The sequence below is a fragment of the Pseudomonas sp. IPO3749 genome, from assembly GCF_013386605.1.
In the GTDB taxonomy this organism is placed as follows: Bacteria; Pseudomonadota; Gammaproteobacteria; order Pseudomonadales; family Pseudomonadaceae; genus Aquipseudomonas; species Aquipseudomonas azotoformans_A.
On the sequence record NZ_JACARN010000075.1, the window covers coordinates 1 to 11,662 of the forward strand.

The 11,662-nt window shown below is 59.7% G+C and carries 14 protein-coding genes; 5 read left to right on the forward strand and 9 right to left on the reverse strand.

Translation table 11 applies throughout. The features are described from left to right. A partial coding sequence (locus tag HX812_RS25830) for an integrase core domain-containing protein (protein ID WP_178949134.1) occupies nt 1-248 on the forward strand: 248 nt, incomplete at its 5' end. 47 nt (nt 249-295) lie between these two features. Here HX812_RS25830 and HX812_RS25835 read toward each other — a convergent pair. From HX812_RS25835 to HX812_RS25860, 6 genes are all read right to left on the reverse strand, one after another. After that, a complete protein-coding gene (locus tag HX812_RS25835) occupies nt 296-595 on the reverse strand; it encodes an antibiotic biosynthesis monooxygenase (RefSeq protein ID WP_038844338.1) in 300 nt (99 codons plus the stop codon). After that, nucleotides 592-1,572 carry a zinc-dependent alcohol dehydrogenase family protein gene (locus HX812_RS25840; RefSeq protein ID WP_038844335.1) on the reverse strand — a complete coding sequence of 327 codons (981 nt, stop codon included), beginning with the start codon at nt 1,570-1,572 and terminating at the stop codon, nt 592-594. Before HX812_RS25840 ends, HX812_RS25835 begins: the two co-directional genes overlap by 4 nt. A 76-nt stretch (nt 1,573-1,648) precedes the next feature. Next, nucleotides 1,649-1,951, reverse strand: coding sequence for a helix-turn-helix transcriptional regulator (locus tag HX812_RS25845; protein WP_038844333.1), 303 nt, complete (start codon nt 1,949-1,951; stop codon nt 1,649-1,651). A 90-nt stretch (nt 1,952-2,041) separates the two neighbouring features. After that, nucleotides 2,042-2,272, reverse strand: coding sequence for a DUF2790 domain-containing protein (locus HX812_RS25850; protein WP_038844331.1), 231 nt, complete (start codon nt 2,270-2,272; stop codon nt 2,042-2,044). Nucleotides 2,273-2,288: 16 nt separating this feature from the next. Continuing rightward, nucleotides 2,289-2,864 (reverse strand): reactive chlorine resistance membrane protein RclC, encoded by a 576-nt coding sequence (rclC, locus tag HX812_RS25855; protein ID WP_033900974.1) that lies wholly within the window; start codon nt 2,862-2,864, stop codon nt 2,289-2,291. Nucleotides 2,865-2,986: 122 nt separating this feature from the next. Continuing rightward, the gene (locus tag HX812_RS25860) at nt 2,987-3,907 is read right to left on the reverse strand and encodes a LysR substrate-binding domain-containing protein (protein ID WP_038844328.1); all 921 of its coding nucleotides are present in this window, start codon (nt 3,905-3,907) and stop codon (nt 2,987-2,989) included. Nucleotides 3,908-4,080: 173 nt separating this feature from the next. Between HX812_RS25860 and HX812_RS25865 the strand changes: the two genes are divergently transcribed. Beyond that, nucleotides 4,081-5,343 carry a dicarboxylate/amino acid:cation symporter gene (locus HX812_RS25865; RefSeq protein ID WP_038844326.1) on the forward strand — a complete coding sequence of 421 codons (1,263 nt, stop codon included), beginning with the start codon at nt 4,081-4,083 and terminating at the stop codon, nt 5,341-5,343. Beyond that, nucleotides 5,340-6,791: an amino acid racemase gene (locus HX812_RS25870; RefSeq protein WP_038844324.1), complete on the forward strand. Its 1,452-nt coding sequence runs from the start codon at nt 5,340-5,342 to the stop codon at nt 6,789-6,791. The genes HX812_RS25865 and HX812_RS25870 overlap by 4 nt, the downstream gene beginning before the upstream one ends. Here the strand turns inward: HX812_RS25870 and HX812_RS25875 are convergent. The 3 genes from HX812_RS25875 to HX812_RS25885 all read right to left on the reverse strand — a co-directional run bounded on the left by HX812_RS25875 (nt 6,768) and on the right by HX812_RS25885 (nt 9,309). Beyond that, a complete protein-coding gene (locus tag HX812_RS25875; protein WP_235165411.1) occupies nt 6,768-7,583 on the reverse strand; it encodes a DUF3800 domain-containing protein in 816 nt (271 codons plus the stop codon). The two genes, HX812_RS25870 and HX812_RS25875, sit on opposite strands and share 24 nt — an antisense overlap. A 186-nt stretch (nt 7,584-7,769) precedes the next feature. Then, nucleotides 7,770-8,411: a 4-carboxy-4-hydroxy-2-oxoadipate aldolase/oxaloacetate decarboxylase gene (locus tag HX812_RS25880; protein ID WP_038844322.1), complete on the reverse strand. Its 642-nt coding sequence runs from the start codon at nt 8,409-8,411 to the stop codon at nt 7,770-7,772. Between the two features lie 28 nt (nt 8,412-8,439). Next, entirely contained in the window at nt 8,440-9,309 is an 870-nt protein-coding gene (locus tag HX812_RS25885) for an NAD(P)-dependent oxidoreductase (protein ID WP_038844320.1), read from the reverse strand. Between the two features lie 172 nt (nt 9,310-9,481). Between HX812_RS25885 and HX812_RS25890 the strand changes: the two genes are divergently transcribed. Further along, nucleotides 9,482-10,135 carry a GntR family transcriptional regulator gene (locus tag HX812_RS25890; RefSeq protein ID WP_038844318.1) on the forward strand — a complete coding sequence of 218 codons (654 nt, stop codon included), beginning with the start codon at nt 9,482-9,484 and terminating at the stop codon, nt 10,133-10,135. A 187-nt stretch (nt 10,136-10,322) separates the two neighbouring features. Then, complete coding sequence (locus tag HX812_RS25895; protein WP_038844317.1) at nt 10,323-11,648, forward strand: MFS transporter; 1,326 nt, start codon at nt 10,323-10,325, stop codon at nt 11,646-11,648. Nucleotides 11,649-11,662 lie beyond the last annotated feature (14 nt).

An 11,662-nucleotide genomic window follows, 5' to 3' on the forward strand; every position in this document is an offset into this window, starting at 1 on the left:
AGCTTTATCAACGCTTGCACGCTAGTCATGGCGTCAGGTGCTCAATGACCGACGGCTATGACTGCTACCAGAATGCTCTGGCGGAGAGGATAAACGGCATTTTGAAGACCGAGTTCCTGCTGTATCGCCCTAAAAATCTGGCGGACGCAGTGAAAATGGTGGATGAGTCGGTGCTGATCTACAACGGGGAACGGCCACACCTGTCCCTGAAATACAAAACGCCCGATGCGGTGCATCGGGCGTTTTGAGACTGAAACAGGTGTAAACCTATTTCAGGACTAGACATTGGATTTCTCTAGGCGCTGAACCCCGCGCCCTCCAGGTGATACACCTGCGGCTCCTGCGTAAAAAACGCCTCCAGCCCCAGCATGAACTCCCGATGATCCTCACTCGCTTCAAACCCCGGCGTGTGGTCCTCAAGCGATTCCCAGCGCACAATCAGATTGAATCGCTCAGGTGTTTCGATCCCTTGCGCGAGCATGTGGCCCAGGTAGCCTTTCGCACGGGCGAGCAGTGGCGTGACTTCGGTAAATGCGCGTCTGAACGCATCGATGTGCTCTTTTTGAACTGGGAGTACGGCGATCTCGTAGATCATGGCTTCGCTCCGGCAGTGGGCTCGACGGCGATTGCGATTTTGCCCTGTAGGCCGTTATTGGCACTTTCCAGCCGCGCATGGGCGAGTCCGATGTCGGCCAACGCATAGACGGCGCCGACATGGGGGCGCAGCTGACCCTGTGCGACCAAGGTACTCAACTCATCCAGCTTGCCGCGATTCTGCCGCGTGAACACAAAATGGTAACTCGCATTCTTGCCCCAGGCCTGAACCAGGTTCTGTGGCTGGGCGATGTCCACGATCGAGACCACGCGGCCCAGTTGTGCGAGTGCATCAGGGCTGCGGGCGAGTGTGTTGCCGCCGATAGTGTCGAACACCACATCGACGCCGCGTCCGTCCGTTTCCCGCAGGATGGCGTCGATGTAGTCCTCCTTCTCGTAGTCGATGATCACATCCGCGCCCATGCTCCGTGCGAATGCTGCGTTGGCTTCGCGTACGGTGGTGAACACCTTGGCACCGATGGCCTTTGCCAGTTGGATCGCGATATGGCCCACACCGCCAGCACCCCCGTGTATCAGGATACTTTCCCCCACCCGCAGTGCTGCGCGCACGGTCAGCGCTTCCCAGGCCGTCCCGCCGACCAGGCTCAGGCTGGCCGCTTCCAAGTGACTCAGGCTGGGCGGTTTTTTCCCGATAATGCTTTCGGCCGCCACGTGGTATTCGGCATAACTGCCAGGGCCGTCGAAGATCTGCGGGGTGTACCAGACTTCGTCGCCGGGTGCGAAGTGCTTCACGCCCGGCCCGATGGCCTCGACAACGCCGGAGACGTCGTGGCCGGTGATGGCGGGGAGGGGCACCCAGTCGGCATAGTCGCCACGCCGCACCTGATAATCCAGCGGGTTGATAGAAGTTGCATGGACCCGCACCAGTACCTGTCCTGCCTGCGGCACCGGGGTGGGCACTTCGCAGTGTTCGAACGAATCCGGGCCGCCAAATGAGTCAAGCATCATCGCTTTCATTGCATTACCTCGTTTCAGTATCGTGGGTTTCGGTAAAAAGGGATATCGGGAATTCTCGATATCATGGGATAAAAAATTACAGCTCCTTGCCGATGATTTCAGACAGGGCGCTGATGGTTGCTTCGTTACGCTTGTAGTAGGTCCACTGGCCGATGCGCCGCGTTTCGATCAAGCCCGCGCGGTGCAGCGTCGCCAGGTAATCCGACACGGTCGACTGCGACAGCCCGACGCCTTCCTGGATACTGCTGACGCAGACGCCCACGGTATGAACGTCCCCTTCATCCTGCGGGGGGAAGTTCTTTTCGGGATCCTTCAAACCTTTCAGGATTTCGAGTCGAGTTCGGTTTGAGAGCGCTTTGAATATTTCGAGTAGGTCCATGGTGTGAGGATATCGGGATTTACCGATATGTCAATCTGGAAATGTAGAAAGCCTGCAACGATGCAGGCCTCCAGGATTTCCCTGATTCCTTCAGTTTGTACATCCGCTCCCCATCACCAGATAGCTCGCAATATGCCGTACACCCTGCGAGTCGTCGTAGACCCACTCCACGGGAACCACACCGCAGACCTGACTGGTGTCGGTGACGCTGATGGTTTTGGCCACATCCAGCGGTACGCCGGTCTGGGCGCTTTCGATGGCAGGTGCGGCGAAGGCGTTGTTGAATACAAAAGCAAGGGAAAGCGCGGCTAACATTTTCATGATGAGACTCCAGGATTCAAAGGGAATGTTCTTGCAGTAAGCGCCGAGCGGAATCGGCCATGATGGGCAGGGCGCCGGCGAGCATCAGCACATCCTTGAGCACCAGCCGGCCGCCGCCTGAGAGGTAAGGGAACCCGTGCTGGGCATCGCCCGCCGCACTCACCCACGCTTCAGGGGTGGTGATCAGAAAACTCAAGGTCACCAGTGGCGTGGCAAAGGCGAGGGCGCCGCCGAGCAGGCCGGTCTTGCGCGAGAGTGGGTTGGAGAGCACCAGCAGGCCGATCAGGATTTCCACCGTGCCCAGCCCGTAAGAGAAGGCGTAAGTGTGGTTGGCCGTTTGCCAGGCACGTTTGTCCTGGTCCAGTTCACCTTCGTGAGTCAGGTGTGTCTTATAGTCCTGCGGCTGCTGGTAGAAGAACGACAGGAATGGGCTGTTGGCGACAAAAGGAGTAATGCTGTCGGCTTCGTAGGGGGCGAACTTCAGCGCACCGATCCACAGGAAGACGATGCCAATCGCCAGGCGCATCAGGTGGGTGCCGAGGGTGTCGAGCTTGCCGACCGCACGCAGGCCGGCGTTGAATGAATGCAACATGAGGACTTCTCCAGTCATTCCACGGTGTGTGAGAACGTGGGAGAAGTGTGCGGTTTTGCCGGGGGGAGCCTTGTTGCGTAAGGCTCAGGTTTTTGTCTGATCGTCTCAAAGATGGGGGCGTATCAAATGTCGGGCGCTCCTGCGCGCCAACCTTCCAGCGTCCTCCACAACTTCCTCATCGTCGGGTTCTGGTTTTCAATCGCGCAATACGAGCGAATCTCCAGCCGCGTACTCCATTCCTCTCCCCCGGCACGCACCAGCAGCCCGCGTTCCAACTCATCCACCACCGCGCTTTGCGGCAACCACGCCACGCCATAGCCCTCGATGGCCATGCGCATCAGCAGCATCGCCATGTCAGCTTCATAGCAGCGTTCCAGCAGCGCGGGAGCAGGGCCATTCTTGATCACGATTTCCGCCACGCGGCCCAGGAATGTCGTGGCGGTGTAGGCCAAATGCGGGACGGGTTTGCCTGTGTTGCCCGGCAGTCGATACAGCGGTCGGCCACGCTTGTCCGGGGCGCACAAGGGGATGAACGCATCGTGCCCCAAGGCCAGGCTGCCAAAGCGTTCCGCGTCCAGCAGGATCGGCGCCAGCGGGTGGTGGTAGACGATCATCAGGTCGCAGCTGCCTTCTTCGAGCGCAATCACCGCATCATGAATATTCGCCGCCACCACCCGTGCATTGAACTGCTCAGTGTGTCGTTGGAATTGCGCCAGCCACTTGGGCAGGAACGTCATCGACAGGCTGTGGCCGGCGGTCACCTGGATCGAGCGCCCCGGCATGCGTTCCACTTCGCGCAGGCTGGCGCGCAGGCGCATCAGGCCGGCGAGGGCGTCGCGGCTTTCGCTGCAGAAGGCGACGCCCGCAGCGGTAAGTTGCACCGGATAGGTGCCACGGTCGACCAGTTCGACACCCACCCATTCTTCCAGTGAGCGAATACGCCGCGACAAGGCCGATTGCGTCACGCAGCGCACTTCGGCGGCGCGGGAAAAGTTCTTCCACTCGGCAATGGCCAAGAGGTCGTCCAACCATTTGATCTGCATGCCGGCTCTCTAGGCGATGAGCCTTGAGTGTATGTCGCAGCGCCCAGGCGGGGCTGGGCTTTTTACAAACTATTCCAAAAGCGCATGGGGTTAGCCGGATTACTCATCATGGTGGTCGGGGGCTGTCCCTAGAATCCTCGGCATACAACAAAAGCCATCCGAGGGCCGCACCTGTGAACAAGAACAAACTCCCCCGTCGCATTGCAGTCGGCATCGCCCTGGGCGTGCTGGTGGGATGGGCATGTCACCACTATGCCGGCAGTGAGCAGGCCGCCAAGGAATTGGCCGGGTACTTTTCGATGGTGACCGACATCTTTTTGCGCATGATCAAGATGATCATTGCGCCGCTGGTGTTCGCCACCCTGGTGGGCGGCATCGCTAGCATGGGCAGTTCGCGTTCGGTGGGGCGAATCGGGATGCGCGCGATGCTGTGGTTTGTCACGGCGTCGCTGGTCTCGCTGATGCTCGGCATGGCGCTGGTCAACCTGTTCCAGCCAGGTGCCGGGTTGAACATGCAGGTGGTGCAACACGCGACGGCGGCGGTGCCGGTCAACACTGGCGACTTCAGCCTCAAGACCTTTATCAGTCACGTGTTCCCGCGCAGCATTGCCGAGGCTATGGCCAACAACGAGATCCTGCAGATCGTGGTGTTTTCGCTGTTCTTCGGCTTCGCGCTGGCGGGCGTCAAGCGTGCCGGTTACACGCGCATCACCGACACCGTCGACGAACTGGCCAAGGTGATGTTCAAGATCACCGATTACGTCATGGCCTTCGCGCCAATCGGTGTGTTTGCCGCCATTGCCTCGGCAATCACCACCAACGGCCTGGGCCTGCTGGCGGATTACGCCAAGCTCATCGCCGAGTTTTATCTGGGGATTGTGTTGCTCTGGGTGTTGCTGTTCGCCGCTGGCTACCTGTTTCTTGGGCGTTCGGTTTTCACCCTTGGCAAGCTGATCCGCGAGCCGATCCTGCTGGCATTCTCCACGGCCAGCAGCGAGTCGGCCTACCCGAAAACCATGGAGGCCCTGGAGAAATTCGGCGCGCCCAAGCGCGTCTCCAGTTTCGTGTTGCCGCTGGGCTACTCCTTCAACCTTGACGGCTCAATGATGTACCAGGCGTTCGCGATCATGTTTATCGCCCAGGCCTATAACATCGACCTGAGTTTCACCCAGCAACTGCTGATTCTCCTGACGCTGATGATCACCAGCAAAGGCATGGCCGGTGTGGCGCGGGCCTCGGTGGTGGTGGTAGCGGCGACCTTGCCGATGTTCAACCTGCCCGAGGCCGGGTTGCTGTTGATCATCGGTATCGACCAGTTCCTCGACATGGCGCGCACCGCCACCAACGTGGTGGGCAACAGCATCGCCACGGCAGTGATGGCGAAATCCGAGACAGAGGAAGAACCTGCCGAGCTGCCGCAAAGGGTGCGCACATGACCACCACTTCCCGATTGGGCATCGTCGGCGGGCTCGGCTCGCTGGCGGGCGGCGATCTGTTCTACAAACTGGTCAAATCCAGGGCCGTGCTGGAGGACCAGGGCCGCTACCACTTCCTGTTCGAGCAGCACCCCTTCAAGGATGTGCTGTTGCCCCTGGACCGCCACGCGAGCATGACCGCGCGCAAGTTCTATGTGTTCCAGGTGTGCAAAACCTTTGAAGACAGCGGCGTGGATGCGGTACTGCTGCCGTGTTTCGCCAGCCAGACCTTTCGTGAGGAAATCCAGCAAGAACTCGGCATTCCCGTGCTGGACATGATGCAGGCACTTGTCCGGCACATCCTGAGCAGTGTCGCACCGGGCACCACCCTGGGCGTGATTGCATCGGACTTCGTGCGCCACGCTGGTTTGTTCGAACAGCACCTCGGCCAGCACTTCAACCTGGTGTATCCGGAGGACCACGCCCAGGTCGCGTTGATGGAGGCTATGTATGGCGTCAACGGCATCAAGGACGGCCACCTCGACGGCGTGCCGCTGGAGTCGGTGTACCAGGCGTGCCTGTCATTGCAAGGGCAGGGCGCCACGGTGATCGTGCCGGGCATGACCGAGCTGTCGCTGGTGTGCGGCGACCTGCAACGGCGCGGCATCGGTGTGCTCGATATCAACCAGATCTACGCCGAGTTCGCCACCCAGGCCGACGGGCCGAGGCGCCAGCCGCCGTTCAAACTGGGCATCGTCGGTGGCGTCGGCCCTGCGGCCACCGTGGACTTCATGGGCAAGGTGGTCGCCCACACACCGGCTGGCAAGGACCAGGACCATATCAAGATGGTGGTGGAACAGAACCCACAGATCCCTGATCGCACCGCCAACCTGTTGCGTGACGAAACCGACCCCACCCTGGCGCTGTACGCCACCTGCAAACGCCTGGAAAGTGCTGGTGCCCAAGCCATCGCGATCCCGTGCAACACCGCCCATGCGTTTGTCGAACGCATCCAGGCGCACTTGCACGTGCCCATCGTCAACATGCTCAGCGAAACAGTGGAGTGGATCGTGAGCACCTACGGCAGTGGCCAGGCGGTTGGCCTGCTGGCGACCTCCGGCACCCTGCAAAGCCAGGTCTACCACCAGGCGGCGCGGCGTTCTGGGTTGCAACTCATCACACCCGGTTTCGATTACCAGGCGCTGGTGATGGAAGCGATTTATGGCGAGCGGGGTATCAAGGCCGGATTCACCGAGGGCGTCTGCCGCGAGCAATTGCTGCTGGCGGCAGAGCATTTGTGTGAGCAGGGGGCGAGGGTGTTGATTTTGGGGTGTACGGAGTTGCCGTTGGTGTTGGCGCACAGTGAGTCGTTCCGGGTCGGCAACTATCGCGTTGCCTTGGTGGACCCCACCACAATCCTTGCGCGACGTTGCATTGGTCTGTCTTCAGATGGTCGCAACACTGTGTGAAACCTGTGGTAGGCGCCATTTGGGTGCCTTTTGTTCCAGACCGCTGCCGGGCAGGGCTACGTCTGCGATGCGTTCGGCGAAATACATGTCGAAGAGCTGCCAGTCTTCGAACTCGTCAGGCGCGACGGTAAAAGTCGTCAGTCGGCCAATCAATCCACACAACCAGTCAGCGCATTGCAAGGTTTGAAATAGATAGCTCTCACCTTGAAGTGGCGGCTCTATGAGTGTTCGGCATTTTTCCGACGGGTCTTCAAACATCGCCAAGGTACAAGCTTCAACGTTTCGTTCGCGCCATTCATTTCCGGCTTTCTGCTCATCCAGCAGGACGATGAACGAGGCATTGTTTAACGTGCAAAAGCGATCGATTTTTCGGATGGACTGGAGCAGCGCTCGCTTGAATGTCTCGGTCGAGTTGTGTTCGCTGGGTTCGGTAGGCTTGTGCTCACCGGTGTAAAAAATGTGTCCGCCAATTTTGCGGATATGACTCAGGAGGCGAAATGAAGACCTTCTCAGCTCTCTATATTTGCTTACATTGTCCACAGTAAACAGCGCAGAGCCCTTCTTTTCCCAATGGTAGGCCGGTAAATGTTGTGGGTTTTTGTGTTTGAGATCCCAGGCGAGCAACTGGCACTTGAGCTTGTAGAAGTAGATCGCGAATTCGCGAACCTCTTGGGCGGGAATCAGCATGCCGCCCAGACCGAATACAGGGCTGGTTTTGTACATCGGATGTTTTCGAGAAACATATTGGCCCACGTGGCCAAACTCATCCAGATAAGCAATGTATTGAGTCAAATTCGATTTCCCCATCCATGAGAAACACGAAAGCCCGTGCGATTTCTCGCAACGGGCCTCGGAAGGTGGGCACATGGTTACCCATATGCGTTGAGAAGGAATCTAGCGAAAAAGTGGCGCGGGCTCCAGTCGGTTGATGAGAATCAGGCAGATCCTACGCGTCATCAGGAAATTGCCTCGCTTGCATCAGCGCATCCCAAATTTCTCCAGCGTCGGCGCCAACCCCAGCAGGTCAACCGTACTTTTCCCTGCCTCCAGCCCCGCCCGAATCCCATCCTCCTTATCTTCCCGACTACGGCTCAATCGGATCACTTCTTCAACGCGATCCTGTTCCACCACCACCAGCCCATCGCGGTCGCCGATGATGATGTCGCCGGGGTTGATGTTCACGCCGCCTATCACAATGGGCACGTTGACCTTTCCCGGCTGGCATTTGTTGGTGCCCTTGATGCTCAGGCCGCGGGAAAAGGTCGGGAAGCCCATTTCGATGATGGCATTGGCGTCGCGCACGGCGCCGTTCATCACCAGGCCGACAATCCCGAGTTTCTGCGAGGCCAGGGTCAGCAGGTCGCCCCAGGGGCCGGCTTCCATGAAGCCCTTGGCGTCCACCACCAGCACATCGCCGGGTTTGGCTTTGGTCAGGGCATAGTGGATGGCCAGGTTGTCGTCGGGGCGGCAGTCTACGGTCAAGGCCGGGCCAGCCAGGCGCAGGCTCGGGTCGACCGGGCGCAGGCCGCTGTCCAGAGCGCCTTTCTGGCCCTGGGCTTCGTGGATGGTGGCGGTGCCCAGTTGTTTGAGGGTGTCGAGTTGGTCTTGGGTAACAGGCATGGTGGCGTTCCGTTTTTATAAGGGCTGTTCAAGCGGCTGGGGTGTGACGGCCGAGCCAGTCCAATGCTTGGGCAAGGCTCGGTTGTTCTTCGGTGATCGGTTCCTGCTCCAGGCCTTCGCTGCTGTGGCTGAAGCGCTGGCGCACGCCGCCGAGTACGCTGCTGGCAATGCCGAGCGAGGCCAGTTGGCGCTCGGCTTCTTCGACTTCATGCAAGCGCCGCGTGGCGTGCACCACGTGGGTGGACACAAGCATTTCCAGGAAGGCGGGCAGAGGTGCCTGGTCGATATCCTTGAGCACTTCATAGAGGGCAGGGCGCAGTTGTTGGCGTTCGGCCGCCAGCAATACGTCTACCGCGAGTGCTTCCATGCCTTTGGTGAAGACGCTGCGCAGGATTTTCAGCGTGATTGCATCGCCGGCTTGGCTGGCGGGCAGGGCGCGCGCGGTGGCCCCAGCGCTGAGTAACAGTTCGACAAAGGCATCCGCCTTGGCGCCGGAACACAGCAGCGGGGTCTTTTCGCGCAGGTAGGCAATAGCACCCATGATCGCCACATCTACGTAGTCGACCCGTTGCTGTGCGGCCTCTGCACCAGCCAGGCGCTTGCGCTCGGGGGCAGCGGTGGTGAGGTCGGCAAACAGCGTGCCGGGCTTGAGGTGCGCCAGGCATTCGCGGGTCACTTCCAGGGACTGGGTGCCCACCACGCAGGACAGCACGCAGTCCGATTCGACCAGCCAGTCGCCGATGCCAGGGTGGATCTGCACACCCAATTCGTCCGCCAACCGTTGTGCAGCGGGTGCAATGCGTTGCTCACAGAACAGCAACTCCACGGTGGTACGGGACGCCAAGGCCTGGGCATAGCAACGGCCGACTTCGCCGAGACCTACGATTGTTATTTTCATGTCGCCTCCGGATTCAGGTGGCAATACAATTAAAATACAATTTAGGCGATTGCAAACGATTTTTGTACAAAGTGCGCGGACGGTACACTGTCATTGGTGTGCGACAAGCCTCAGAATCCGCTGCTGGCACTCCGGGGCAGAGCCCTGACCCACCTCGACACAGAAGGCAAACATGGCCAACGATCTCATCTACGAGACCTTGAGAAACCGCATCATCGCCGGCCAATACGAGCCTGGTACGCAGCTCAAGGAAGAACCGCTGGGCAAGGAGTTCGGCCTGAGCCGCACGCCGGTGCGCGCGTCGCTGAAGAAGCTGGTGGACGACGGCCTGGCGGTGATCGAGGCCAACCGTGGGGTGTTTGTCGCGGGCTGGACCCAGTGGGACCTGGAAGAAATGTTCAGCTTGCGCGAGCTGCTCGAACCCCACGCAGCCTTGCTCGCCGCCCAGCGCGCAACCCCGCAGGACGTGGCTGAACTGCACCGTATCAACGCGCTGATGGCGGACGCCATCGCCAGCAAAGGGCCGGACGTGACCCTGCGCGTGCAGGAGGCCAACCGTGCGTTTCATGCCCAGGTGCTGGAGATCGCCCGCTCGCAGCGGCTCAAGTCGATGCTCGCCACCCTGATCGACATGCCGGTGATCACCCGTTCGTTTTTCCTTTACCGCCCGGCAGACCTGGAGCGCAGCCTGCAGCAGCACCTGGACATCACCTATGCCATCGAGCAGAACGATGGCGAGTTGGCCCAGCGCGCCATGCAAACCCATATCCGCATGGCCTACCTGCGCTTCATGGCGCGGCGCAGTGAGTCGCCCGTTCGTCGATAAAAAAATACAAAACTAAAACAATATGCGTTAGGGTCGGCGCCACGAGACCGGGCAATGACTCCTGCCTGACATTCACAAGGACCCGCAGAAAAACCAGACCTGAGGCGGCTGAAAAGGCCTCAGCGGGAGCCTGCACCCCGGATTCGACACACACGGCACATTCCAATAATAAAACCAGGTATCCCGTATGAGTATTCAGGTCCCCACCGCTGAAAAACCGTCGCGTTTCCGCTGGATCGTCGCAGGGCTGTTTTTTCTCGTGTACACCGTGGCCTCGGCTGACCGCGCCAACCTGGGCGTGGCCTTGCCGTTTATCCGCGAGGAATACCCGATGACCAACGCCGAAGCCGGCGCGTTGCTCAGTGTGTTCCTGCTGGCCTATGCCCTGGCGCAGATTCCCTCGGGTTTTGCCTCCAGCCGTTTCGGGGTGCGCAAGATCTTCTCGTTTTCGATGATTGCCACCTCGGTGTTCACCGCCTTGATGGGCACGGTCAATTCGGTGCTGGCCTTGAAGATCTACCGTTTTGCCCTGGGGATTGCCGAAGGCCCGCTGCCGATTGGTATCGCGTCGACCATCAACCAATGGTTTCCGGCCAAAGAGAAGGGCACCGCCACCGGTATCTTCCTGGCCGCGGTGAAGTTTGGCCCGGTGATCGTGCCACCGTTGTGTGTGGCGATCGTGGCGATGTGGGGCTGGCGCGAGATCTTCTATATCTTCGCCGTGCCGGGCATTGTGCTATCCATCGCCTGGTACTTCCTGGTGGCCAACCAGCCGGCGCAAAGCCGCTTTGTGAATGCCGGCGAACTGGCGCATATCACTGATGAAACCAACAACGTCATCACCCAGAAAACCGAAGGCGCGCAACGGCACTTCAAGCGCCTGGACGCCTTTATCCGCGTCAAGCCGGTGGAACCTATCGCCACCAGCCGCGGGCTGTTTCGGTCCTGGAATGTGGTCGGTTGCGCCCTGAGCTACAGCTTTCAGGTGGGCATCACCATGGTGCTGTTGTCGTGGATCCCCACCTACCTGATGACGGTCAAGCAGTTCTCGATCATGAACATGGGCTTTGTCTCGGCGGCGCCGTGGGTGGGGGCGATCTGCGGCAACCTGCTCGGTGGCATCCTGTCCGACCGCGTGCTGGGGAAGCGGCGCAAGCCCGGCATGATGCTCTCGGCGTTGGCTACGGTCGGCACCATGTACGCGCTGATCAACTCACCGAATGACCCGACGTTGTACGCTGCGCTGCTGTTCCTCACCGGCACCTTGATCAGTATCGGTTATTCGTCCTACATGGTTTACCCGATGGGCCTGGCCACCAAGAAGACCTTTCCGATTGCCAGTTCCATCGTCAACATGGGCGGGCAATTAGGCGGTGCGGCGGCGCCGTTTCTGGTGGGGCTGCTGCTCGACAGTTATGGCTGGTCCCAGGTGTTCCTGTTTATGGCGATCGGCTCCTTTGCCAGTTTCCTGGTGCTGTTGACCATTGCCGAGCCGGTGCCGGTGAGCCAATGATGGTCATATTTTTA

Excerpts from the sequence above, each read along its gene's own strand:
- rclC (WP_033900974.1), bottom strand. The coding sequence starts at position 2,864 with ATGTTGCATTCATTCAACGCCGGCCTGCGTGCGGTCGGCAAGCTCGAC.
- HX812_RS25895 (WP_038844317.1), top strand. The coding sequence starts at position 10,323 with ATGAGTATTCAGGTCCCCACCGCTGAAAAACCGTCGCGTTTCCGCTGG.
- HX812_RS25850 (WP_038844331.1), bottom strand. The coding sequence starts at position 2,272 with ATGAAAATGTTAGCCGCGCTTTCCCTTGCTTTTGTATTCAACAACGCC.
- HX812_RS25885 (WP_038844320.1), bottom strand. The coding sequence starts at position 9,309 with ATGAAAATAACAATCGTAGGTCTCGGCGAAGTCGGCCGTTGCTATGCC.
- HX812_RS25835 (WP_038844338.1), bottom strand. The coding sequence starts at position 595 with ATGATCTACGAGATCGCCGTACTCCCAGTTCAAAAAGAGCACATCGAT.
- HX812_RS25870 (WP_038844324.1), top strand. The coding sequence starts at position 5,340 with ATGACCACCACTTCCCGATTGGGCATCGTCGGCGGGCTCGGCTCGCTG.
- HX812_RS25880 (WP_038844322.1), bottom strand. The coding sequence starts at position 8,411 with ATGCCTGTTACCCAAGACCAACTCGACACCCTCAAACAACTGGGCACC.
- HX812_RS25860 (WP_038844328.1), bottom strand. The coding sequence starts at position 3,907 with ATGCAGATCAAATGGTTGGACGACCTCTTGGCCATTGCCGAGTGGAAG.
- HX812_RS25845 (WP_038844333.1), bottom strand. The coding sequence starts at position 1,951 with ATGGACCTACTCGAAATATTCAAAGCGCTCTCAAACCGAACTCGACTC.
- HX812_RS25840 (WP_038844335.1), bottom strand. The coding sequence starts at position 1,572 with ATGAAAGCGATGATGCTTGACTCATTTGGCGGCCCGGATTCGTTCGAA.
- HX812_RS25890 (WP_038844318.1), top strand. The coding sequence starts at position 9,482 with ATGGCCAACGATCTCATCTACGAGACCTTGAGAAACCGCATCATCGCC.